This window comes from Streptococcus mitis, from assembly GCF_023109235.1.
GTDB lineage: Bacteria > Bacillota > Bacilli > Lactobacillales > Streptococcaceae > Streptococcus > Streptococcus mitis_DA.
Map to the genome: position 1 here is coordinate 74734 of NZ_JALDUC010000003.1, position 25338 is coordinate 100071.

General features: G+C 42.1%; 24 protein-coding genes. 6 read left to right on the plus strand and 18 right to left on the minus strand.

All coding sequences use genetic code 11. The features are described from left to right. Positions 1-17: 17 nt before the first annotated feature. The 4 genes from M1F55_RS02885 to M1F55_RS02900 all read right to left on the minus strand — a co-directional run bounded on the left by M1F55_RS02885 (position 18) and on the right by M1F55_RS02900 (position 3116). Positions 18-305 (minus strand): rhodanese-like domain-containing protein, encoded by a 288-nt coding sequence (locus tag M1F55_RS02885; RefSeq protein WP_247947246.1) that lies wholly within the window; start codon positions 303-305, stop codon positions 18-20. A 160-nt stretch (positions 306-465) separates the two neighbouring features. After that, a complete protein-coding gene (locus tag M1F55_RS02890) occupies positions 466-1044 on the minus strand; it encodes a uracil-DNA glycosylase family protein (RefSeq protein WP_084950989.1) in 579 nt (192 codons plus the stop codon). Between the two features lie 53 nt (positions 1045-1097). Then, positions 1098-2498, minus strand: coding sequence for a dipeptidase PepV (gene pepV / locus M1F55_RS02895; protein WP_247947247.1), 1401 nt, complete (start codon positions 2496-2498; stop codon positions 1098-1100). A gap of 12 nt (positions 2499-2510) precedes the next feature. After that, positions 2511-3116 carry a nitroreductase family protein gene (locus M1F55_RS02900; RefSeq protein ID WP_000670164.1) on the minus strand — a complete coding sequence of 202 codons (606 nt, stop codon included), beginning with the start codon at positions 3114-3116 and terminating at the stop codon, positions 2511-2513. 171 nt (positions 3117-3287) lie between these two features. Between M1F55_RS02900 and M1F55_RS02905 the strand changes: the two genes are divergently transcribed. Continuing rightward, positions 3288-4088 carry an amino acid ABC transporter substrate-binding protein gene (locus M1F55_RS02905; protein WP_042750461.1) on the plus strand — a complete coding sequence of 267 codons (801 nt, stop codon included), beginning with the start codon at positions 3288-3290 and terminating at the stop codon, positions 4086-4088. Positions 4089-4269: 181 nt separating this feature from the next. Here M1F55_RS02905 and M1F55_RS02910 read toward each other — a convergent pair whose 3' ends face one another. From M1F55_RS02910 to recJ, 8 genes are all read right to left on the minus strand, one after another. Continuing rightward, entirely contained in the window at positions 4270-5103 is an 834-nt protein-coding gene (locus tag M1F55_RS02910; RefSeq protein WP_049516309.1) for a metallophosphoesterase family protein, read from the minus strand. Further along, complete coding sequence (gene uvrC, locus M1F55_RS02915; protein WP_247947248.1) at positions 5093-6940, minus strand: excinuclease ABC subunit UvrC; 1848 nt, start codon at positions 6938-6940, stop codon at positions 5093-5095. Before uvrC ends, M1F55_RS02910 begins: the two co-directional genes overlap by 11 nt. Positions 6941-6978: 38 nt before the next feature. Continuing rightward, complete coding sequence (locus M1F55_RS02920; protein WP_031237190.1) at positions 6979-7680, minus strand: M57 family metalloprotease; 702 nt, start codon at positions 7678-7680, stop codon at positions 6979-6981. A gap of 78 nt (positions 7681-7758) precedes the next feature. Next, positions 7759-8991, minus strand: a complete 1233-nt coding sequence (locus tag M1F55_RS02925) for an aminoacyltransferase (RefSeq protein WP_247947249.1) — start codon at positions 8989-8991, stop codon at positions 7759-7761. A 4-nt stretch (positions 8992-8995) separates the two neighbouring features. Next, positions 8996-10219 (minus strand): peptidoglycan bridge formation alanyltransferase MurM, encoded by a 1224-nt coding sequence (locus M1F55_RS02930; RefSeq protein ID WP_023947884.1) that lies wholly within the window; start codon positions 10217-10219, stop codon positions 8996-8998. 133 nt (positions 10220-10352) lie between these two features. Beyond that, positions 10353-11132: an alpha/beta hydrolase gene (locus M1F55_RS02935; RefSeq protein ID WP_023947882.1), complete on the minus strand. Its 780-nt coding sequence runs from the start codon at positions 11130-11132 to the stop codon at positions 10353-10355. An 82-nt stretch (positions 11133-11214) separates the two neighbouring features. Next, the gene (locus tag M1F55_RS02940; protein WP_000065614.1) at positions 11215-12876 is read right to left on the minus strand and encodes a ribonuclease J; all 1662 of its coding nucleotides are present in this window, start codon (positions 12874-12876) and stop codon (positions 11215-11217) included. 170 nt (positions 12877-13046) lie between these two features. Then, positions 13047-15269: a single-stranded-DNA-specific exonuclease RecJ gene (recJ, locus tag M1F55_RS02945; protein WP_247947250.1), complete on the minus strand. Its 2223-nt coding sequence runs from the start codon at positions 15267-15269 to the stop codon at positions 13047-13049. A gap of 176 nt (positions 15270-15445) precedes the next feature. Here recJ and M1F55_RS02950 point away from each other — a divergent pair, with 176 nt between their 5' ends. The 5 genes from M1F55_RS02950 (at position 15446) to M1F55_RS02970 (ending at position 19808) form a co-directional block, all read left to right on the plus strand. Then, a complete protein-coding gene (locus M1F55_RS02950) occupies positions 15446-16204 on the plus strand; it encodes an amino acid ABC transporter ATP-binding protein (RefSeq protein WP_084928862.1) in 759 nt (252 codons plus the stop codon). 10 nt (positions 16205-16214) lie between these two features. Then, the gene (locus M1F55_RS02955) at positions 16215-17009 is read left to right on the plus strand and encodes a transporter substrate-binding domain-containing protein (RefSeq protein WP_000726158.1); all 795 of its coding nucleotides are present in this window, start codon (positions 16215-16217) and stop codon (positions 17007-17009) included. 12 nt (positions 17010-17021) lie between these two features. Further along, positions 17022-17699 carry an amino acid ABC transporter permease gene (locus M1F55_RS02960; RefSeq protein WP_000131145.1) on the plus strand — a complete coding sequence of 226 codons (678 nt, stop codon included), beginning with the start codon at positions 17022-17024 and terminating at the stop codon, positions 17697-17699. A 9-nt stretch (positions 17700-17708) separates the two neighbouring features. Then, a complete protein-coding gene (locus tag M1F55_RS02965; protein WP_000443858.1) occupies positions 17709-18368 on the plus strand; it encodes an amino acid ABC transporter permease in 660 nt (219 codons plus the stop codon). 249 nt (positions 18369-18617) lie between these two features. Further along, positions 18618-19808: a ferredoxin reductase family protein gene (locus M1F55_RS02970; RefSeq protein WP_247947251.1), complete on the plus strand. Its 1191-nt coding sequence runs from the start codon at positions 18618-18620 to the stop codon at positions 19806-19808. 96 nt (positions 19809-19904) lie between these two features. Here the strand turns inward: M1F55_RS02970 and M1F55_RS02975 are convergent, their stop codons facing one another. The 6 genes from M1F55_RS02975 to cysE form a co-directional block, all read right to left on the minus strand. After that, positions 19905-21035, minus strand: a complete 1131-nt coding sequence (locus tag M1F55_RS02975) for an ABC transporter ATP-binding protein (protein ID WP_033686510.1) — start codon at positions 21033-21035, stop codon at positions 19905-19907. Positions 21036-21147: 112 nt separating this feature from the next. Then, positions 21148-22017: a helix-turn-helix domain-containing protein gene (locus tag M1F55_RS02980; protein ID WP_247947252.1), complete on the minus strand. Its 870-nt coding sequence runs from the start codon at positions 22015-22017 to the stop codon at positions 21148-21150. Between the two features lie 3 nt (positions 22018-22020). After that, entirely contained in the window at positions 22021-22407 is a 387-nt protein-coding gene (locus M1F55_RS02985) for a Mini-ribonuclease 3 (RefSeq protein WP_000567913.1), read from the minus strand. Further along, a complete protein-coding gene (cysS, locus tag M1F55_RS02990) occupies positions 22400-23743 on the minus strand; it encodes a cysteine--tRNA ligase (RefSeq protein ID WP_247947253.1) in 1344 nt (447 codons plus the stop codon). The genes M1F55_RS02985 and cysS overlap by 8 nt, the downstream gene beginning before the upstream one ends. A gap of 81 nt (positions 23744-23824) precedes the next feature. Further along, a complete protein-coding gene (locus M1F55_RS02995; RefSeq protein WP_247932610.1) occupies positions 23825-24709 on the minus strand; it encodes a GNAT family N-acetyltransferase in 885 nt (294 codons plus the stop codon). Between the two features lie 11 nt (positions 24710-24720). After that, positions 24721-25338, minus strand: a complete 618-nt coding sequence (cysE, locus tag M1F55_RS03000; RefSeq protein ID WP_049516296.1) for a serine O-acetyltransferase — start codon at positions 25336-25338, stop codon at positions 24721-24723.

Consider the following 25338-nt stretch of genomic DNA (forward strand, 5'->3'; position numbering starts at 1 on the left):
GGAGAAAATTCTAATGTTTAAAGTTCTTCAAAAGCCATCATACCACCTTGTACATTGATAACCTCATAACCTTGGTCAGCTAGGAATTGGCAAGCACGCGCCGATCTCATTCCAGATTTACAAATAACATAATGTAACTGATCCTTGTCCAATTGATCATAAGTATCAGCTAATTGACTCAGAGGAAGATTCTGGGCACCTTCTAAATGAAGAGCTTCAAACTCCTCCACTTCTCTCACGTCCACTAAAGAAAGTTGGTCGTTTTGATAAAGCTGGTAAAATGCGTCAAAGGCTATTTCTTTCATTCTTTTTCTCCTAATACTCTTCGAAAATCTCTTCAAACCACGTCAGCGTCGCCTTACCGTAGGTATGGTTACTGACTTCGTCAGTTCTATCCACAACCTCAAAGCTGTACTTTGAGCAGCCTGCGGCTAGCTTCCTAGTTTGCTCTTTGATTTTCATTGACTATAAAATGGTTTTAATTCTTTTTTTCAAGTCTGGCACTACTTCTGCCTCAAACCAAGGATTTTTGGCCATCCAAATTTGATTTCGTGGTGAGGGGTGAACCAATGGAAAATAGTCTGGCAGATAGTTCTGGTAATGTTTTACCCGTTCTGTCACCTTGCCACTTATTTTTTCATGTAAATAGTAGGCTTGGGCATACTGGCCAATCAAGAGGGTTAACTGAATATCTGGTAATTCTTGCAAGAGCTGCGGATGCCATTTTTCTGCAAAGCCAATTCTCGGTGGCAGGTCACCTGACTTGCCATGCCCTGGAAAGTAGAAATCCATGGGCAGAACTGCGAAATAACCTGAGTTGTAAAAGGTATCTTCATCCACACCTAGCCAGTCCCGCAAGCGGTCACCACTTTTATCTTTCCAATAAAGTCCTGCTTCTTGGGTTTTAAGTCCCGGTGCCTGACCGATGATATTGATGCGAGCAGTTTTTGGCGCTGCAAAGAGAGGCTCAATGCCACGCTCTGTATAGCTAGCATTTTGCGGATCTGCCATAATAGCCTGCTTGATTCTTTCGATTTGAGACATCTATTTTCCCTCCAAAAAGAAGTCCAAGCACAACATCTCAGACTTCTATCGTTTTATTTGATCAATTCATATATAGCTTCGGCATAAATTGCTGCTGCACGGAAGAGATCGTCCAAGGCGATAAATTCATTGGCTTGGTGCATGGTGTCAATTGAGTCTGGGAACATGGCACCATAGGCAACTCCGCGTTCGAGCAAACGACCAAAGGTTCCACCACCGATGACTTGCTCGTGACCTTTAAGTCCAGTTTGTTTTTCATAGATATTCAACAAGGTTTGAACAAGTGGATCTTCCATTGGCACATAGTGAGGTGTATGACCGTGTTCAGAAAGGCTAACAGAAGCAACTGGCAAGTTTTCAAGGATTGACTTGATTTGTTCTGGACTTGTTCCTTTTGGATAGCGGATGTTAAGGGCAATGGTATTGTCAGCGCCTGTTTCGTCAAAGCGGAAGACACCGGCATTCATAGAAAGAGCACCCATCTTTTCATCCACATGAGCAATCTTGAGATTTTCACCCTCATGGTCGTTCAAGAGAATTTTACCAGCGATGTCAAGGTAGTCTTTGGCTGGACCAGCAAAGTCAAACTGGCTAAGTAAGAGGGCTAGGTAAGTCGCACCATTGACACCTGAAGCAGGCATAGCACCGTGGGCTGATTTACCAATGATCGTCACCTTGTATTGGCCAGCTTCTTCTTGGAGTTCTCCTCTAAGTTTGTGTTCTGCAACAAAGGCATCTAGTTTAGCTTGCAAGTCAGCCAAATCACCTGAAACGACTGCTGTTGCTGATTCTGGTACCATGTTTTCACGCAAACCACCTGTAAAGCTGTGAAGACGGGCAGCACCCGCATTTTCACCTGCAAAGTGGAGGTATTCCGTGATATTTCCTTTTTCACCATTGATGATAGGGAACTCAGCGTCTGGAGAGAAACCAAGGTCTGGCTTCGCAAGTCCTACGTGCTCGAAGTAGTAGTCCATATCTGCCCAGCCTGATTCTTCGTCTGTTCCGACGATGAAGCGGACTTTCTTAGAAGTTGGAAGACCCAATTCTTTGATGATTTTCAAACCATAGTAACAAGCTGTTGTAGGACCCTTGTCATCAGAAGCTCCACGCGCATAGAGGCGACCATCTTTGATAGTTGGTGTGTAAGGATCTGTGTCCCAACCGCTACCAGCTGGCACCACGTCCATATGGGCAAAGATTCCGAGAACTTCTTCTCCATCACCAAACTCAAAATGTCCTGCATAGTTATCAACATTTTTAGTTGGATAGCCATCGCGGTCTGCGATTTCAAGGAATTTCTCCAAAGCTTTTACTGGACCAGGTCCAAATGGATGCTGGGCATCAGCCTTGCTGTCATCACGTTCTGAGTTGATTTCCAAAAGGCTAAACAAGTCAGCCAAGAGGTCTTCTTTGCGTTTTTCTACTTCTGCTGTAAAATCAATTGCTGTCATATTATCTTCCTTCTATCTTTTCTCGATGATTTCATCTACTGGCAAGCGGTAGCTTGGTTCCAATTTTTCATCTGTGTAACCCACTGTAATTAAGAGTTCTGGACGGAAACGATCTTCGATATCCAAAACTTCGTTGACTTTTGATTTGTCAAAACCAAGGATAAGATTTGATCCGATTCCTTGATCTGTAAGAGCGAGAACCAAGTTCATAGCAACCAAACCTGCATTGAGGGCTAGGTAGTCGCTGACTTGTTGTTCATTGTAGCGTGCAAATTCAGCTGGCAAATTTTTCATGAAGTATTGTAGTTGTTCTTCTGAGAAATTGTTAGCACCACCAACTCGAGCAATTTTACGGGCACGTTTGGCAAGGTCCGTATCTGTAAAGAGGGCAATGGTTACAGGTGCTGATGATACCTGTTCAAAGTTTGAACCGTATGCCAATTTTGCTAGTTCGGCATTTTTCTCACGTACCACCACAAATTTCCAAGGCTGACTGTTGTGGGCGCTTGGCGCCAAGGTTGCAATTTCGATAGCCGTACGTACATCTTTTGGATCCACTGGCTTATCAGTGAAATGCTTGGTCGCATGACGCTTTTTATTTAATTCAAGAAATTTCATAATCGATTTCCTTTTCTAATTCTACTGCTTCCATTCTATCATATTTTGAAAGAGCTTGCAGGGATTTTTCATGATTAAGATTTTTTATTACAGCCATAAAAAATATATATTGGTTCATCAGGAACATTTCTGATAAACTAGCAGATAACTTTACATTTGAATGGAGACATTATGAAAAAATTTAGCCTATTACTAGCCATCCTACCATTTTTAGTTGCCTGTGGAAATCAAACTACACCTAAAGAAACCAGCTCTCAAAAGACAATTGTCGTTGCTACAGCTGGTGATGTGCCGCCATTTGACTACGAAGACAAGGGCAATCTGACAGGCTTCGATATCGAAGTTCTAAAAGCAGTGGATGAAAAACTCAGCGACTACGAGATTCAATTCCAAAGAACTGCCTGGGAGAGTATCTTCCCAGGACTTGATTCTGGTCACTATCAAGCCGCAGCCAATAACTTGAGTTACACAAAAGAGCGTGCTGAAAAATACCTTTACTCCCTCCCAATTTCGAACAATCCCCTCGTCCTTGTCAGCAACAAGAAAAATCCTCTGACTTCACTTGACCAAATCGCTGGCAAAACAACACAGGAGGATACTGGAACTTCAAACGCTCAATTCATCAATAACTGGAATCAAAAACACACTGACAATCCCGCTACTATCGATTTTTCTGGAGAGGATATCGGTAAACGAATCCTAGACCTCTCTAACGGAGAGTTTGATTTCCTAGTCTTTGACAAGGTATCTGTCCAAAAGATTATCAAGGACCGTGGCTTAGATCTCTCAGTCGTTGACTTACCTTCTGCCGATAGCCCCAACAACTATATCGTTTTCTCAAGCGACCAAAAGGAGTTTAAAGAAAAATTTGATAAAGCGCTCAAAGAACTCTATCAAGACGGAACACTTGAAAAACTTAGCAATACTTATCTAGGTGGTTCTTACCTTCCAGATAAATCTCAATTACAATAATACTCTTCGAAAATCTCTTCAAACCACGTCAGCTTTATCTGCAACCTCAAAGCTGTGCTTTGAGCAACCTACGGCTAGCTTCCTAGTTTGCTCTTTGATTTTCATTGAGTATAAGATATACTAAAAGCGATTGGACCAGCCAATCGCTTTTTTAGTTTGCATTGGTTATTTTAGGAAACTCTTACAAAAAATCAAAAAAATTCTTCACATCCTCTACATACCCATGCTTTTCTATTAAGCTGGCTAAGAGTTCCAGATTGTGCCCCTGATAGTTGTCTTCTCTTCGTAGCTCTTCATACATTTCGATAAAGGGAAGTCCCTTGGACTTGGCCAGTTCTAACTCCGCTTCATAATCATAAGCGACTTTACGAAATAGGATATTTACCAATTCCCCATCTTCAACTTCTATCACGGCATACTGGGCACGGTGATTTTTTAACGCCTCCCAATTAAAATAGGGCATGCCAATCGACCCTGGATTGATGATTTGTTGCCCTTGACTTCCATAACGAAGCAACTGCTTGTGAACATGACCATAAACTGCCACGTCCGTTTCCGCATCTAGCAGTTGGTCAAATTTATCTGTATCATTCCCAACCAGTAGGTCCCCACCATAGTTCTTATTTGGCAAATTATGAGAGATAGAAAAGCGCAATCCGTCAATTTCTTTCTTTTCCAGCAAAGGCAAGCTTCGTAGCCAGACAATCGTTGCAGGATCCATTTGCTCCATCAAAAACTGGGTCATGCGCATTGACTGGATTTCTTTCGGATGTTCCAAACCATATTCGCCATCCAAGGCCTCAAGGACACGATCATCCCAATTGCCTCGAACACTGGTTGTGATAGAAAGGTCCTTTAGCAGGGCGACTAAGTCATTTGCGCCTGGACCAGGAAGAAAAATATCTCCCAGAAGCCAGTATTCACTGACTCCTTGATTTTTAGCATCTGCAATCACTGCTTCTAGGGCCGTCGCATTGCCATGAATATCTGATAAAATTGCGATTTTATGTTTCATTGTGATTTCCTTCCGTTTGATAATCTACTTGTTCTTCCGCCACTTGAGGCAAGACTTCTGCCTCCTGCGGGTTCAACTTCCTCTGCACAGCTTCTGCAACTGCTCTTGGTACCCCAACTTCGACAATCTCATCCACACTGGCTTCCTTGATTTTAGTCAAAGACTTGAAATGCTTCATAAGATTCTGCTTGCGTTTAGGTCCCAGACCGTCAATTCCATCCAGTTGTGATGAAAAGGAATTTTTGGAGCGCAGTTGGCGGTGGAAGGTGATGGCAAAGCGGTGAACCTCATCTTGGATGCGTTGGAGGAGGAAAAATTCCTGAGAATTGCGAGACAACTCCACCACCTTCAGCGGATCTCCAAAGAGCAATTCATGGGTTTGGTGCTTATCATTCTTTTGCAGACCTGCAATGGGGATATCCAAGCCTAGCTCCTCTTGGATGACTTGCTTGGCGATATTGACTTGACCTTGTCCTCCATCAATCACAATCAAATCTGGCGGGGTTAAACCATCACGTTGAACTCGGCCATAGCGCCTGCGAATGACTTCTCTCATACTGGCATAGTCGTCTGGTCCAACGACAGTCTTGATTTTATACTTACGGTAATCCTTCTTACTAGGTTTGCCGTTAACAAAGACCACCATGGCTGAAACAGGACTGGTCCCCATGATGTTGGAGTTATCGAAAGATTCGATACGAACTGGGGTTGGGATTTGGAGCAAACGTCCTAGATTTTCAATAGCTCCTTGTGTCTTTTCGACAGATTTCTCCAGCAGGTTGAATTTCTGCTCTAGGCTGACTCGTGCATTTTTTATGGCTAGATTGACCAGCTGTTTTTTCTCTCCACGCTGGGGTTTGACAATCTTGGTATCTACCAAGACCTTGACAGCTTCTTCGTCAATATCCTGCGGAATCAATACTTCATTTGGTACTAGATGGGATTTTTCTTGATAGAATTGTCCCACATAGGTTAAGAAATCCTCGTCCGGATCATTGTAGTAGGGGAATAGATTGACGTCACGTTCAATTAACTTGCCCTGACGAACAAAGAAAACCTGAACACACATCCATCCCTTGTCCACATAGTAGCCAAAGACATCCCGATTTTGGAGATCCTTAGCCATGACCCGTTGCTTGGTTCGAAGCGTTCCAATAGACTGAATTAGGTCACGGTATTCCGCTGCACGTTCAAATTCCATAGCTTGGGCTGCCGTTGCCATCTTGCCCTTGAGATCATCGATGATTTTGTCATCCTGCCCTTTTAGAAAATCAGAAACCTCCTGAGCCATGGACTTGAAATAGGTCTCATCTTTCTTACAGATGGTGTGGGCCATACATTGGCCGATATGGTAGTAAAAACAGACCTTAGACGGTGGATTGGTACACTTGCGAAAAGGGAAAATCCGATCCAGTAGCCGCTTGATTTCATTGGCTGCCCCCACATCTGGATAGGGACCAAAGTAGAGGCCTCCGTCCTTCTTAACCTGTCGGGTAATAATCAAACGAGGATAGCGTTCATTGGTGATTTTGATAAAAGGATAGGACTTATCATCCTTTAGCATGATATTGTACTTAGGCTTATTTTCCTTGATCAGATTGATTTCTAGGAGAAGTGCCTCAATATTAGACTCAGTAACAATAAATTCAAAATCTACAATTTCAGACACCAGAGCCTCTGTCTTAGTATCATGACTTCCACGGAAATAAGACCGCACGCGGTTACGCAGATTTTTAGCCTTTCCTACATAGATAATGGTGCCGTTTTTATCCTTGTGAATGTAGCAACCAGGGCTGGTTGGCAAGAGTTCTAGTTTTGATTTAATCAAGTTATTCATAGTTCCATTATAGCAAAAAAGTAGGGAAAGATTGTTCCCTACTCACTAGTCTCGTATATTTTTCGGAGGTTTGCAACATCCTCTTCCTGGATACCATAAAAGGAACCCGCAGGTTGCATGACAGACTTCCCATCTGCATGGTCCAAGCCAATTGCATGACCCAACTCATGTTCTGCTGTATGGACAATGCGCTCATAGGAATAACCATAATTTGGATTGGATAGATAATAATGATTCAGGCGCACCGTCACAGACAAGAATTGCCCCGTTAAGAGATTGGTCTGACTTTCTGCCTCTCCTGCCACAGGAGTGTTTCCGTCGTTCATCTCAGTAGCCAAGATATCTGCCTTGCTGGCTTCAGTGACAATTTCAAAGTTAAAAGCACCCGTTTGATTCCAATTCTGAATTGCTTCTACATAAGCCTCTTGAAAGCGTGAATCAATCTGCGGATTTAGGTAAATACGAGCAGAAGCCTGCGGCCACCTTCCTTCAGAGTGTTGGTGGCTATCTGTCTTGTTCAACTTAGGCAGTTGCCCTGTTTTTTCCCATTGGTCGATACTTTGTTGACCAATTTTTACTGACCGTTCTGCTTGCTTTAGCGCTCCTTGAAAATCCCCGTTCAGATACCAGAGAAGTCCAAAAGCAAAAGTACACAAAAGAAAAGCTATCCAAACGAGACGCCAAAACAAACGCCACACAAAAGAAAAGAAAGCCCCTATCAAACGAAAAATCCAGCGCATTTCCCTCCACCTTTCTAGCAAATAAAGTCTATTTTACTAAAACAAGCTGAAAGAAAGCTAAAGACCAATTTTCTTATCTTAGCGTCCTAATATTTTTTTGAGTAACTGAATAGCTTTATATTTTAGGGGAGATGGATAATAACGGAAAGTTCCTGCTTTACGTACAATATAACCATTAAAATTTTGTTTAAAGCGTAAAACACCATCACTACCATCAAAAATCCCTTGAATCCCTAGAAAGTTGTATTTAGGGATCCCACGTTTTATGCTTTCCAACATAACATATTTCTGAAGCAAAGCTGGTGCATAAAATTTATTAAACTCAGTATAGGAACCACTAAAAAGATAGGTCGTTTCTTGAGGCATATAAATAAATAAACTACCTGCTAAGACAAGATCTTTCTCTCCATATTTTTTAATCAACTCTCGTGCTTCTGCTTTTCGAACTTCAAAGCTTTCATACTGCCTAGCCAACTCTTTGTGTTCTTTTTTCTTTTGTGCAGAATCTGGATATTGTTCTAATAAGAGTAATGAGGTAGCTATTTTTTCAGATAATTCTTTTTGCTTATGTATTAAATTTTGTATATATTCTCCTAAATTTAGAATAGCAATTACAAACTCGGCTTTTTCTCCAAAAGAGTCATAAAAATGCTCATAATATTCTAAACTTTTATCACTATATTCTCGACGTTCAGAGGTTGTTTTTGTTATATCTTTAAAAATTGAAAGTTCTTCACGATTTAATTTTTTCAACTGAATACCAAATGTATCAGCCTTTTTCACCAAAGCTTTCCCCTTTTTACTAAAACTGTTAAGCAAGGTCTTTTCAGTTAGCTCATTCAAATATTTACAATATAACCAATCCGGTTCTCCACCTGGGTAACCTGTTTTTAAACCATCAAATTGATAACCTAAATCAGTCAAATCTTGAATAATACTTTTTTTCTCAGCATCTATTGGATTACCTTCACCATCAAAAGTTTGATAAGTTTCATAAGGTTTTACAAGCAACTCTAATACACCATTTTGCTTGGCATATTCTTTTAACTCCGCATAAAAAACTGGGAGAGCATCTTGTTGGGTATAAATCGGCCCCGAATTGATCTCCATATGTAGTCCACCCAGCATGGGCAAGCTATAAACCAGAGCTGCAACTTGAATTTCTCCTTCTTGTTTCAATGCAAGATAAACAATTCGAGCCCCTCTTTTTTCTAACAAGTCCCCCATCTGGACAGATTGCATAAAAGAACGAGAAGAGACCTGATCAGAATAAGCTTGAAATTCTTCTTTTGTGAGTGTAATTAATGCCATGTACTTACCTTCTATGATGTTTTGTTCTTAATGCCTTGCGAAAATCAAGAGCGATTCTTAACAGAGAATAAAGAGGATGGGTGGGCATTGTAAACTCACCCAAGTATTCTTCAATCGTTGGATTAAATTTTTCCTTAAAATGGTAAAGTCCACCATTGAGAGAGTTTTCAACACCACCTAAATTTTGCCACACCATACCTCGCTCAAAGGCATAGCGAGCTGTTTCATACCAAGTTAAAATTGGTGCATTATAACGTTTAAAAGCATCATCCATACCAGCATATAGATTAACAGAGGTATTACCAAATTCCAAACTCAAAGTAGCTGCTAAAGGAATGTTTGATTTTTCTTCATTCAGATATCTCTGCAAGAAATCTCTATCTTCTACCAAACGCTCTTTTTCCTTCTTCTGGGCTTCTACTTTTGAAGTTCGAGTCGACTCAGTAAACGCCTCTTCCAACGCTAAGTTTTTCGCTAACTGTTCTTCTAATTCTCGTAAACGCTTAGCGATATCCAGAGTAGCCAGCGTAATGTAGGCCTTGTCCTTAAAATTATCTAACAATTTTTTATAATAGGCTTCATTCCTCAAATGGATATCTTTTCGCTTCTCAGTTTTTTTCATCAAAAACGAGAAAGATTCTAACAATTCATCTCTACCAATCTGAATCTCTACACCCTTATTTCGAGCGGATCGAATAGCTTGTTTTGTTGACTTGCAAAGTTTATCTTCTGTAAAATTTTCCTTGTATACTTTTGCCTGAATACGAGGCTGAATGGTATCTCCCATTCCATCGGTCTTTCCTGACCACCTTACTCCCATTCTTTGCAAATTTTCAATAATAGCCATATTTTCAGGATATTCTATTTTTTCATGCTTGATTGAACTTTGCGATAGGCAAATACTTGGGTCAAAAATCACAAAAATCGCTCTCTTGCTTCGAGCATAGGACTTAATGGATTGAAGAACAAAGTTCAGGAGTTCAGCATCCTTATAATCTAATACAGGACCTCTTGGGATATAAAACATTCTATAGCCTAGAGGAAGAGTTTTAATCAAAATACTAGCTGTAGCCAGTAATTTATCTCCTCGGTAGGCGCCAAACTTTTCATGTTGCCAATCAGACTTAACCTCTTCCCAAGCACTACTTTGTAATACATTGACTAATTCATGTTCTTTAACAAACTGATCATATTCTAATGTGGGAATGCCAATTTGATAACGATACATCTCTTACTCTCTTTCCAACAATAATAGAATTTAACTACTATTCTACTATTTTTGTTTAGAAAGTCTAGTAAAAACATATTTTAGTTTCTATTCCATAGAAGACATGGTTATTGAAAGAGTAATACAAACTAAACTAGCTTAATCTCTCTTCTAATTTGAAATCGATTGGTAGGGTTGCTAAGAACCGTTCCAATTGTTTTTCCCAGTAGTACCATTCGTGAGTTCCAGCACTATGGCTATAGGTCACATCAAATCCCAGTTTTTTGAGATTTTTCACTGCGAGATTATTGGCTTCGTACAAGAAATCCTGCTCGCCACACCAAGCCCAAAGTTTGGTCTTTTTATCCGATTTTTTAGCCAGACTTTCAAGAGAATAAGGACTAGCTGTCCAGTCTTTAATCTCTCCAAAAACACCTCTCCAATAAGCTGGTGTTCCCAAATCTTGGCTCTCAGGAGAAAAATCTTGAAAGCTAAGAGCACCTGAAAAACTAGCCGCATGAGAAAAACGATTTGTAGCAAGAGCCAGTTTGAAACAGCCATAGCCTCCCATAGAGAGACCAGCGATAAAGGTCTTTTCACGCTTGCTGGTCATATTAGGGAAGAAGCGTTTCAAAACCTGTGGCAATTCCTCTGCTAGAGCTGTGTAATAGTCAAAACCATACTGGGTATCGGTATACCAACCGTTGCTGGTATTGGGCATGACGACAATGAGATTAGTTCCTCGAAGCAAGCGTTCTACATTGGTCCGCTTAAGCCAACTATTATGATTGCCAGACATCCCGTGCAAGAGGTACAAGACGGGAATGTCATGACACTCTGGTTCTTCCACTCGATTGGCATCTGGGTAGAGGACATTCACTCCCCACTCCATATCCAAGACTTGTGAGTAATACTCAATTTTCATTACTGCCATATTTTTTCCTCTATTTTTCTATAACTCTATTTTTCTATAAGAAAAAGCCGAAACTCGACTTTCTCTCTGTTTATTTCAACGATTATTTTGCTTCCATGACTACCGGTAAAATAGCTGGACGACGCTTAGTCTGGTCAAAGAGATACTTGGTCAGATTATCACGAACCTTCCCTTTGAGATCTGCCCAGTCAAAATCATCTCCTTGAAGATAGTCTTCTACCGTTTGGTTAATCAATTCAGAACTTTCACGGAGAATATCACGGCTCTTCTTGAGATAAACAAATCCACGCGTGTGAACACGAGCCTTGGCCACAATTTTCTTCTCACGACGGTTAACGGTGATTGCGACGATGAAAATTCCATCTTCTGACAAGACCTTACGGTCACGAAGAACCACATTACCAACATCACCAATGGCATTCCCGTCAATCAAGACATCCCCTGCCGAAACCGCGCCAGCTGGGACAAAATCGCCATTCTCATAAGCCATGCTTGTTCCCTTTTTAGGGATGAAAATGCGTTCTGGCAACATACCTACTGCCATAGCAGCCTTAGCATGAGCATCCAACTCACGGTATTCTCCTTGAATTGGGAAGAGATACTTGGGTTGCAAGAGGTTAATCATCAACTGCAAATCACGCGCATTTCCGTGACCTGACACACGCAAGCTTTGAGTGATCAGTTTGACAACCCCGCCAGCTTGGTAAATCATGTTCTCCACACGCGCCATGACCGCCTCTTTGGCGATAGACGGAGTCGTTACGATATAGACCAAGTCACCATCCTTAATTTCCACATAACGGTGACGACCAATCGACATCTTGCGAAGACCGTTGATAGGCTCACCCATACGGCCTGTCTCAAGAATAATCAACTCATGGTCCTCAAAACGAGACATATCTTTTGGTTTAATCAAAAGACTTTCGTTAGCTAGAGACAATTTCTTAAGACGAATAGCAGTGCGGACGATATTTTCAATATCGAATCCTGTCAAGACCACACGACGGCCTGTTGCATCCGCAGCGTCAAACACCTGCTGGATACGAGAGAGGTTGCTGGCTACTGCTGCAACAATGATACGACCATCCCAGTCCGAAATGGTTTGAGTGATCTCGTCCCCAACTTCACTTTCGCTAGCCACTTGGATATTACTGTCCGCATTGGCTGAATCGCTAAGAAGAGCTAGAACTCCATCACGACCGATTTCTGCCAAACGAGCAAAGTCTGTGGCATAAGATTCACTAGCTGTCTGGTCAAATTTGAAGTCACCTGTATAAACGATGCTACCTTCAGCTGTCTTCAAGACCACACCCAGACTTTCTGGGATAGAGTGGGTCGTACGGAAGAAGGACACCACAGTCCCGCCAAAATCAATCTCCGTATCCTCATCGATAACATGAAAATCATTAAATTTCTTAACTGTGTCATTTCCTTTGACAAAGAGTTTTGCCAACTCAATGGTCAACTCAGAGCCAAATACAGGTACCTTGGCTTCAGCCAAGAGATAAGGCAGAGCACCAATGGCATCCGCATGGCCGTGGGTCAAGAAGACCCCAGCGATACGATCGCTATTTTCAAAAAGATAGTCCATATTGGGAATGACCACGTCCACCCCTAGTTGTTCATTTTCAGGGTATTTCAGACCTGCATCCAAAACGAAAATAGACCCATCGATTTCAGCGATATACATATTTTTCCCATTTTCACGGACACCGCCAAGTGTTGTTAAACTGATATTACTCATTTTTCCTCCGAAAGCTTAGTTTATCTTGATTATAGGGTTACTTACCCTCTTATTCTAAAAGCACTACTTTTAGCCGAATCTTTTCCTACCATTATACCATTTTTTTAATGATTTTCAAAATGAAGATTTGTTTTCAAAAAAGAGCTGGTTTCCCAACTCTTTCCTATCATCTACTCTTTTTCCATTAAAAAGTCATAAATTTCTTGCACGGTACCCAGCGCCATCATTTCTTGGTCTTTGACGGTTTGTTTGAGATTTTGGTAAATCTGACTCTCAGCTATATCACGCTTTTCAGCCTCTTTATTCACTGTCATGACACCATCTTTGATGGTCACAAAGCCTAGCTCTTCAAATACTTGAATCATTTTGACCAGCAAGATTTGTTGGATATTGAGATAAGTAGCCAAATCCTTCAGTTTGTAGCGAATATCAAACTCTGGGAACTGGTAGATAGTCTTGTACAATTTTGCAAACTGCTCTCTAGTCCCATATCCCGTCAGATAGTAGGCCTTGTCAATATCATTTTTGAAATAGACCGCAGAGAAATTCTGCTTTTGAAAAATGGTCTTTAGCAGGGTCATATCCTCAGGAATTGTTTTCACAACAACCGCTTCACTAGTCACTAAATCTGGCACTTCTCCAGCAAAATCCAAGACTGGAACTCCCTCTGGCAAGGTGGCATTCTTTCCACGGATGTTAAAGAGCTGAACACCCTCCACGCGTGCATCCACCATCATCAACTGGAGGGCAGTTTGGCCATTCCATTGATTGACAGACAATTTGACTGCCAACTCTAGATTCTTGGTTTGAGCAAATTCTGTTGCCCATCTACCTTGACCGAAGGCCACCACTTCAAAACTAGCCTCACCCTTAGAAATTTTCAGCTTGAGATGGGCATTGCCTGCCCCCATGGTACGGGCACTTTCGACCTGAAAATCCTTGATATAAAAGACGGGTTTCTGGTTGTCCATTCCAAAGGGAGCTAAACGTTCAAAGTTCTTGACTGTTTCAAGACTCAAAGTCTCCAAATCCAGCTCTTCATCTAGATTTAACTTGTTCTTACCTCCAGCATCTGCGCCTTTTTCACGGACATAATCTTCCAAGACCTGAGATAAATCTGAAAGTTTCTCAACTTCCAGCGTCATACCCGCTGCACCAGCATGGCCACCAAAGGCGATAAAGAGGTCGCGATGGGGATCTAGGGCTTCAAAAATATCGACCGCTTCCACACTACGAGCACTTCCCTTGGCACGACCGTCTTCTATATTAAGAACGATGACTGTCTGTCCCAATTCTTCCAACAAACGACCAGCCACGATTCCTAGAACCCCAGGATTCCAGCCTTCCTTGGCCAAGACCTGGACCTTCTTCTCAGAATCCACCATGGTCTTTGCTTCTTCATAGATAGACTGGACAATTTCCTTGCGCTCTTCATTTTTCTGGTGAATCATGAGAGCAATCTCATGCGCCTCCTCATCATCAAACCCAGTCAGCAAATCAATGGCAGGATTGGGATCATCCAAGCGGCCCAAGGCATTTAAACGAGGGGCAATCTGGAAACCGACTGTCTCTTCTGTCACTTCATTAGCAGCAATCCCAGCCATGTCCAGCATTTCTTGCAGACCAATACGCTGAGTATGTCCCAACATTTCCAGACCATACTGAACCAAGATACGGTTCTCATCTGTCAAACTAACCATATCAGCAATGGTACCAATAGCGACCAAATCAAGCAATTCCACTTGTACTTCTTCTAACAGGGCACAAGCCAGCTTGAAAGCAACTCCACAACCAGCCAAATATTTGAAAGGATAGTTCGCATCCGGATGTTCAGGATGGACAATAGCATAGGCATCTGGTAAGGTTTCAGGCATGGAATGGTGGTCAGTCACAATGACATCCACTCCCATAGACTGGGCCAATTCAATGGCTTCGTGACCAGCAACCCCATTATCCACCGTCACAATCAAAGAAATCCCTTCTTGCTCGATAAAGTATTTGTAAACACTGGCATTAGGTCCATAACCATCGGTAAAACGATTGGGAAGATAAACCCGGCACTCAGCGCCAAGCTGTTCCAAACTTTCCTTAACAATAGAAGCCGAAGTCATACCATCCGCATCATAATCACCGTAAACGAGGATATTTTCCCCTTCTTCAATGGCCTGACGAATCCGTTCCACTGCCTTGTCCATATCATGGAGTAGATAAGGGTCGTGCAAGTCCTCCAAGGAAGGTTCTAAAAACTTCTTCAGACTTTCTTGGTCCTGAATCCCTCTTTCAAATAATAACCGAGCCACCTCAGGACCCAGTCCAGCCTTCTTGGCTATTTTTGTAAAATCCGCATCTTCTACCTGCGGGGCAAACCGCCATTCATAAGTAGGTGTTATCAAAAAGACATCCACTCTTTCTAAGAATTCTATTGCTTCATTATAACATGATTTAGGCTTTTTCTCTATCCTGATTGCTTTCTACAAAAATTTTACTAACTTTTTTCTGATATGATTTGACAAGACAAATCTTTTGGTGTAGAATCATGTTATAAAATCTAACACAAAGGAGATTCCTTATGGCTTTAGTAGAATTTGAACACGTCGAAAAATATTACGGAGATTACCATGCACTCCGCGACATCAATCTCCGTTTTGAAAAAGGGCAAGTTGTTGTACTCCTAGGCCCTTCTGGTTCTGGTAAGTCCACTCTTATCCGCACCATCAATGGTTTGGAGGCTATAGACAAAGGAAGTCTTCTAGTAAATGGTCACCAAGTTGCTGGTGCCAGCCAGAAAGATTTGGTGCCCCTTCGCAAGGAAGTCGGCATGGTTTTCCAGCATTTCAACCTCTATCCACACAAAACAGTGTTAGAAAACGTAACACTAGCACCCATAAAAGTTCTAGGAATTGATAAAAAAGAAGCTGAAAAAACAGCCCAAAAATATCTGGAATTTGTAAATATGTGGGACAAGAAAGATTCTTATCCAGCCATGCTTTCTGGTGGACAAAAACAACGGATTGCCATCGCACGTGGACTCGCTATGCATCCGGAACTTCTCCTCTTTGATGAACCAACATCTGCTCTTGATCCTGAAACCATCGGCGATGTTCTAGCAGTTATGCAAAAATTAGCCCACGATGGTATGAATATGATTGTCGTTACCCATGAAATGGGCTTTGCCCGTGAAGTTGCGGACCGCATCATCTTTATGGCTGACGGGGAAGTTTTGGTGGATACGACAGATGTCGATGACTTTTTCGATAACCCAAGCGAACCACGTGCCCAACAATTCCTCAGCAAAATCATCAACCACGAAAGTGACAAAGTCAAATAAGGAGGCGCTTATGAAAAAGAAATTCTTTTTATCAGCAATATTGATTAGCCTTTTCGGCCTTGCTGCTGCAAAACCAGTCCAGGCTGATACTAGTGTCGCAGACATTCAAAAGAGAGGTGAGCTGGTTGTCGGTGTGAAACAAGACGTTCCCAATTTCGGTTACAAGAATCCCAAGACAGGGACCTATTCTGGTATCGAAACGGACTTGGCCAAGATGGTAGCTGATGAACTCAAGGTCAAGATTCGCTATGTGCCGGTTACAGCACAAACCCGTGGCCCCCTTCTAGACAACGAACAGGTCGATATGGATATCGCGACCTTTACCATCACAGACGAACGCAAAAAACTCTACAACTTTACCAGCCCTTACTACACGGACGCTTCTGGCTTTTTGGTCAATAAGTCTGCCAAAATCAAAAGCATTGAGGACTTAAACGGAAAAACCATCGGGGTTGCTCAAGGTTCCATTACCCAACGCCTGATTACTGAACTGGGTAAAAAGAAAGGTCTGACCTTTAAATTCGTCGAACTTGGTTCCTACCCAGAATTGATTACTTCCTTACACGCTCACCGTATTGATGCCTTTTCCGTTGACCGCTCGATTCTGTCTGGCTACATCAGCAAACGCACAGTACTACTAGATGATAGTTTCAAGCCATCTGACTACGGTATCGTTACCAAGAAATCAAATACCGAGCTCAACGACTATCTCGATAACTTGGTTACTAAATGGAGCAAGGATGGCAGTTTGCAAAAACTCTATGACCGTTACAAGCTGAAACCATCCAGCCATACTGCAGATTAAGGAGGACACCCCATGACAGATTTATCATCTTGGACAGCCTATTTTCAGGATTTTGGACAATTTTTCAATGGTTTCCTCTTCACCCTTGCCCTAGCGATTGGATCCTTTATCCTCGCCATGGTTTTGGGCATCTTCTTTGGAGCCATGTCAACCAGCAAACGTCCAATTTTGCGCATTTTAGCTCGCATCTTTGTGGAGTTTTACCAAAACACTCCCCTCTTGGTGCAGTTTGTTATCGTTTTTTATGGCCTACCTCTTATCAGTGACCACACCATCATGATTCCGATTTATTGGACAGCTGTTCTCTGCGTCGGACTTTATCACGGCGCCTATATCGCTGAGGTGATTCGCTCAGGAATTCAGTCTATTCCTAGCGGTCAGATGGAGGCCGCCTTGTCGCAAGGTTTTACCTATATCAGTGCTATGCGTTTGATTATCTTGCCTCAGGCCTTTCGTATCATTCTCCCTCCTTTGACCAACCAAATCGTCAACCTCATCAAAAACACCTCCACCGTCGCTATCATCTCTGGAGTGGACTTGATGTTTGTGACCAAGTCTTGGTCAGCTCTCAATGGAAACTACATTCCAGCCTTTTTAGGCGCTGCCCTTCTCTACTTTTCTCTCTGCTTCCCTGTTGCCCAGTTTGGTCGCAAGATGGAGCAAGCCAACAAAAAAGCCTATTCACTTTAGGAGGTTACTATGGAATCCATTTTAGAAGTTTTGACCCCAGATAACCTAGTCTTTATCTTTAAAGGATTTTGCTTGACCCTCTACATTTCTCTGATTGCCATCGTCCTCTCTACCCTTATCGGTACGGTGCTAGCTGTCATGAGAAATGGCAAAAATCCTATCTTGCGCATCATCTCCAGCATTTACATCGAGTTTGTGCGTAACGTTCCCAACCTCCTCTGGATTTTCACTATCTTTTTAGTGTTCAAGATGAAATCCACACCAGCAGGAATCACTGCCTTTACCCTCTTTACATCAGCGGCCCTAGCTGAGATTATCCGAGGCGGTCTCAATGCCGTAGACAAGGGGCAGTACGAAGCAGGAATGTCGCAAGGATTTACCTCAGCCCAAATCCTCTACCACATCATTCTCCCACAAGCCATTCGTAAAATGCTGCCAGCCATCATTTCTCAGTTTGTAACCGTGATTAAGGATACCAGCCTCCTCTACTCTGTTATCGCCCTACAAGAACTCTTTGGAGCTAGCCAAATTCTCATGGGCCGTTATTTCGAACCAGAGCAAGTCTTCAGTCTGTATATCCTGATTGCCCTCATCTACTTCAGCTTTAACCTAGCAATTTCGAGCCTATCTCATATGCTGGCCAAACGTTGGCAACAAGCTGCAGAATAATACTCTTCGAAAATCAAATTCAAACCACGTCAGCTTCACCTTGCCGTACTCAAGTACAGCCTGCGTCTAGCTTCCTAGTTTGCTCTTTGATTTTCATTGAGTATAAACAGCCACTCTCCAGTTCAATTGGAGAGTTTTTTGATGATAGTAAACATTTATAGACCTCAATTTGACACCATACTTTTTCTATGATAAAATGTAACAAATTTATTTACAACAAATCAAAATCTTAATAAAATGGAATTTTCTATGAAATCAATCAAAGGACTACTCTTTATCATAGCTAGTTTTATCTTGACTATTTTGACTTGGATGAACACTTCTCCCCAATTCATGATTCCAGGACTAGCTTTAACAAGCCTATCTCTGACCTTTATCCTCGCCACTCGTCTCCCTCTAATAGAAAACTGGTTTCACGGTTTGGAGAAGGTCTACACCGTCCACAAATTCACAGCCTTTCTCTCCATCATCCTACTCATCTTTCATAACTTTAGTATGGGCGGTTTGTGGGGCTCTCGATTAGCTACTCAGTTTGGAAATCTTGCCATCTATATCTTTGTCAGTATCATCCTTGTCGCCTATTTAGGCAAATACATCCAATACGAAGCTTGGCGATGGATTCACCGTCTAGTTTACCTAGCTTATATTTTCGGACTCCTTCACGTCTACATGATGATGGGCAATCGTCTCCTTACATTTAATCTTCTAAGTTTTCTTGTTGGTAGCTATGCCCTTTTAGGCTTACTAGCTGGTTTTTATATCATTTTTCTATATCAAAAGATTGGCTTCCCCTATCTAGGGAAAATTACCAATCTCAAACACTTAAATCATGATACTAGAGAAATTCAAATCCATCTTAGCAGACCTTTCAACTATCAATCAGGACAATTTGCCTTTCTAAAGATTTTCCAAGAAGGCTTTGAAAGCGCTCCGCATCCCTTTTCTATCTCAAGAGGTCATGGTCAAACTCTTTACTTTACTGTTAAAAATTCAGGCGACCATACCAAGAATATCTATGACAATCTTCAAGTCGGCAGCAAAGTAAGCGTAGACAGAGCTTACGGACACATGATCATAAAAGAAGGACGAGAAAATCAGGTTTGGATTGCTGGAGGCATTGGGATTACCCCCTTCATCTCTTACATCCGTGAACATCCTATTTTAGATAAACAGGTTCACTTCTACTATAGCTTCCGTGGAGATGAAAATGCAGTCTACCTAGATTTGCTCCATGACTATGCTCAGAAAAATCCTAATTTTGAACTCCATCTAGTAGACAGTAGGAAAGACAGCTATCTTAATTTTGAACAAGAAGAAGTGCCCGAACATGCAAGCGTCTATATGTGTGGTCCTCTTTCTATGATGAAGTCACTTGCCAAACAGATTAAGAAACAAAATCCAAAAACAGAGCTTATTTACGAAGGATTCAAGTTCAAATAAGCACTCATACTCTCCTGGAATTTCCCAGGAGTTTTTTCTACGCAATCTCAAAAAAACACTGCCAGATTTCTAGCAGTGTTTTGAGTTTCGTTTATCTTAGTAAACTGTTTTTTCAGTTTCTACATCGAAGAAGTGTGCTTTGTTCAAGTCAAATCCAAGTTCAACTGTTGCACCTGTTTGCAAGTAGTCACGAGCATCAACTTTGGCAACAAATTCGTCTTTACCAACTTGGCAGTAAAGGTGAGATTCTGAACCAAGCAATTCTGATACAGAGATAGTAGCTTTGACAACTGATTCTGGGAATGTTTCAAGGAAAGCAGGTTCTGCATTCACATCTTCTGGACGGATACCGAAGATCAATTCTTTACCTTCGTAGCCTTTTTCACGAAGAACTTTCAATGCTCCTTCTGGAACTTTCAAACGGAAACCGTCAGAAATAATTTCGCTACCAACCAATTTCACGTTGATGAAGTTCATAGCTGGGCTTCCGATGAATCCTGCAACGAACTTGTTAACTGGGTTTTTGTAAACTTCTTGAGGGGTACCGATTTGTTCTACACGTCCGATAGTACCTGTACCAGCAGGGTTTTTAGTTGCTGACATGATAACGATACGGTCTGCAAGTGTCATCGCTTCTGTTTGGTCGTGAGTTACGTAGATTGTTGTAGCTCCGATACGACGGTGGATTTTAGCAATTTCAGCACGCATTGATACACGAAGTTTGGCATCCAAGTTTGACAAAGGTTCGTCCATCAAGAACACTTTTGCATCACGGACAATCGCACGACCCATGGCAACACGTTGACGTTGACCACCTGAAAGGTCAGCTGGTTTACGATCCAAGAATTCTTTCAAACCAAGGATTGCAGCTGCTTCTTGCACACGTTTATCGATGTCTTCCTTGCTGTATTTACGCAATTTTAAACCGAAAGCCATGTTGTCATAAACAGTCATGTGTGGGTAAAGAGCGTAGTTTTGGAATACCATGGCGATGTCACGGTCTTTTGGAGCTACGTCGTTGACAACCACGCCATCGATAGATGCAGTACCTTCTGTGATGTCTTCAAGACCAGCAATCATACGAAGAGTTGTTGATTTACCACATCCTGAAGGACCTACGAAAACGATAAATTCTTTGTCTTTGATGTCCAAGTTGAAGTCTTCAACTGAATAGTGTTCGCTGTTTGGATATTTTTTGTAAATGTTTTTAAGATTCAATTCTACCATGAGGTGAACTCCTTTTGTCTTTTGATAGTTTTATTATAGATGAAAACGCTTTACATTTCTATGGCAAGGTGACCAAAAAAATAAAAAAGTTCTGTGCAACTTGCACAAAACTTTAGAGAATATCTGGTAAAATCAATTGATAACACAGGGTCAGTTCTGTCAACTCCTTCAATTGAAGCCCTGTCAATTCTTCCCATTTATCAATCTTGTATTGGAGAGAATTACGGTGCAGATAGAGTTGCTGGGCTGTTTTAGTGAGAACAGCACTATTTTCCCAAAGAGAGAGAATGATTTCCTGAATCTGATCTTGATCCAAAATCATCTGGTGTAGACATTCCTTGATTGCCTTCAAGTCCACGAGTCTTTCTCCCATACTCCAAAGATAGAGCTGAGAAAAAGTATGAACACCTTGGTGACCCTGACGCCACCAAGTCTTAAACAAATCCCGCTCCGCTTTGATTAGGTCTGACAGGGCTTGATGACCTATCTGAGACCAAACCTGGCCTAACATGATTGACAGACGAAGTCCAAAGTCATACTCAACCGCTTCAATCGTATCACTTAAAATAGCTCGTACAGAAGTATACTTATCTTGTTGCAGCACGAAAACATAGTCCTGAGCTCCGACTTGAAGCACCGCCTGACAGTTAGGAAAGAGAGTCCGCATCATATCTAGCCAAGAAGCTAGATTTTCCTGCTGAAAATAGGAAAGATGACAATGAACCAGCTGAATCTTTTTGAAAGCTTGCGGTGCCTGTCCCTTCCCCTCAATCAGATAGGAATACCAAGGATTGAGCGAACGAGCCTGCTCCTGCTGGGTCAAAAGGGAAACCAACTGCTTTTCACGCTCACTAAGACCAGATTCCTCCAGCAAAATCCACTGCTGAGAAGCTAAAGGAAGAGTTAAGTAACCCTCTTTCTCTACTGGTTGGTCTGAAATCTGAGCCTCAGGAAACCAGTCTTGTAGTTCTTTTGCCATCATATCTTAGCCCTCCACTTTTTGGATGCACCAAGAAATCAAGCTCTCAAGACGTTCCAGATTCTCAGTCATATGGAGATAGCCCATGACCGCTTCAAAACCTGTAGACATGCGGTAAGTCACCACATCGGCATTTTTAGCCTTGGTATGGCTATTGGTATTGCGACCACGTTTGTAAATTTCTTCTTCTTTTTCTGTCAAGACTTGTTCCTCCAACATGAGGGCAATCAGGCGAGCCTGAGCCTTGGCTGACACATACTTGGTTGCCTCTTGGTGGAGTTTATTGGGCTTGGTCATTCCTTTGAGGATGAGGTGGCGACGAATATACATTGAATAAACCGCATCTCCTTCAAAAGCTAACGCAATCCCGTTAATGAGATTGACATCAATCACGTGTCCACCTCACTCCATCCTTGGTGTCAAGTAGCTTAATTCCTTGAGCCGCCAATTGGTCACGGATTTGGTCCGCTGTCGCAAAGTCACGATTGGCACGCGCTTCTTGGCGTTTTTGGATCAAGTCTTCAATCTCTGCATCCAAAACTTCCTCAATAAAGACAATTCCAAAGACTTCTAACATATCCGCAAGAGCTTGCTTGACACTTGCATCATAGTTGCCAGAATTGATCCATTTGGCCATTTCAAAGACAACTGTAATACCGTTAGCAGCGTTAAAATCTTCATCCATAGCTGCTATAAACTTATCTTTAAAAGCTTGCAACTCTTGAGCATCTACAGTTCCTGTAAATGGTTGCTCATAAGTATTCTTCAGATACTTGAGATTGGTCTCAGCGTCTCGCACTGCTTTTTCCGTAAAGTTGATAGGCTTGCGATAATGTTGAGTCGCAAAGAAGAAACGAAGCACTTGCCCATCAAGAGTTTTAAGGGCATCGTGTACGGTGATAAAGTTCCCCAAGGACTTGGACATCTTGACATTGTCGATATTGACAAAGCCATTGTGCATCCAGTAGTTGGCAAAGGTCTTACCTGTTTTGGCTTCTGACTGGGCAATTTCGTTGGTATGATGTGGAAACTCTAGGTCGGCTCCACCACCATGGATATCAATGGTATCACCTAAAATCTCTGTCGACATGACTGAACACTCGATATGCCAGCCCGGACGACCAGGTCCCCAAGGACTATCCCAAGAAATCTCGCCTGATTTAGCAGATTTCCATAGGGCAAAGTCCACAGGATTTTCCTTACGAACCGTTTCTTCATCGGTACGACCTGAAGCACCTAGTTCCAAGTCTTCCAAGGTTTTATTGGCCAACTTAGCATAGTTGTGGGATTTTTCCACACGGAAATAGACATCTCCTTGGCTCTCATAAGCAAAACCTTTCTCAATCAAGTCTTCCACAAAACGGATAATGTCAATCATAAACTCCACCACACGAGGATGGCGAGTCGCAGGTTTAACGCCCAAGGCCGTCACATCCTCACGAAAGGCAGCGATGTACTTGTCCGCAACCTCCTGAGGCGTGATGCCTTCTTCCTTGGCACGGTTGATAATCTTATCATCCACATCCGTAAAATTGGAAATATAGGCAACCTCGTACCCACGATACTCAAAATAGCGACGAATGGTATCAAAAACCACCGTCGAACGGGCATTCCCCACGTGGATATAGTTGTACACGGTTGGCCCACAAACATACATCTTTACCTTACCGTCCTCGATTGGGACAAATTCTCGCAAATCACGAGACATGGTGTCGTAAATTTTAATCATAAATCATAGTCAGGAAATCCAAAATCCGAGAACAGTTAGTTTCATCACTAAGAGTTCAATTGAATTTCAGTCCGAAAGTCTCTACACTTCGGAATTCCTTGCTCCTTTCTCATTCAGATAAACCACCTGAGTCTGTTTGACAAAGCCAATTTTTTCATACAAACGCTTGGCACCTACATTGCTATCTTCCACTGCAATCTGAAATTCCTTGTCATTTTGCTCAATTAGTTGGTTGACAAGGGATTTTGCTAAGTAACTTCCATAGCCGTTTCCACGTTCAGGTTCAGATATTGCTAAACCGTAGAAGTAATTCGTATTAGTCGATAAATCTACCGTGCAAGTTCCAATAACCTGACCGTCTTTTAATAAAATATATAAGCGACTTTCTGGATCCTTCAGAGCTTCAGCGACATATCTATCCACAACTTCTCTAGATTCATGTTCCTCTGAAAATGCCTGAAATTTTAACTGACTAATTTGATTTTGATACGAACTATCTGCTAACAAAACTTCAAGATTGGAAAGCTTTGCTAACGGATAAGGTCTTCTATCCTTACCTAACCAAGTTTCTGTCTCTTCATCCTCGACCAATCCCCAGTTGCTGACAAAATCAGGATAACGGTCTAGAAAAATACGTTCTGTCTGAAAAGTGACTGAACAAATAGAGAAAGAAGCTGTTTCTCTCTCAAAACTAGTAAACAATGCACGCGCAATTCCCTGACGGCGATGAGCTGGATGAACCAGTATCGTCACTTCTACATCTTGATCATCTGCATAGACAGTTAATAAACCAACAAGTTCGCCTTTTTCATAATAAAGCAAAAAGGCAGGCATGTTTGGGTCAAAATTAAGCATGTTAGAGAGATAGGGATCACGATAGGTACCGTCATAGTTTTGGCAACAGTTAATTAGTTTTTTCGCCTCAGATAGCTCCTCTTGGCTTAACTTGTTTCTTGCTTGAATCATATAGGTACCCTCTACAACCCCGACGATCTGTGACTGGCTTCTTTAGCCTGCTCGAGTTTATTGACGTAGTACTCTCGTTTTTCTTCGACTTCGTGAATGACCGGCTCATCCTTTTTACCATGTACACGGACAATCTTGGCCGGAATACCGACAACCGTCACATCACTAGGCACGTCTGCCACGACAACTGCTGCTGCACCGACCTTGGCATTTTCACCGATTTCAACGGGTCCAATGACTTGGGCATGAGCAGATATTAAAGCTCCTTTTCGCACGGTTGGATGGCGTTTGCCACAGTCTTTCCCTGTTCCCCCAAGAGTCACCCCATGATAGAGGAGAACTCCCGTCTCAACGATAGCTGTCTCTCCAATCACCAGGCCAGAACCATGGTCGATAAAGACACCTGAATCGATCTGAGCACCTGGATGAATCTCAATCTGAGTCCAAAAGCGCCAGAACTGACTGTGCATACGAGCCAAGAGTTTGAAGCCATGCTTCCAGAGAAAATGTGAAAGACGGTGGGCCGCCAAGGCCTTGACACCTGGATAAGTCAGCAAAACCTCCAAAGTGGTGCGGGCCGCTGGATCATTCTCTTTTACGATATCAATGGTTTCGCGCCACCATCCCAT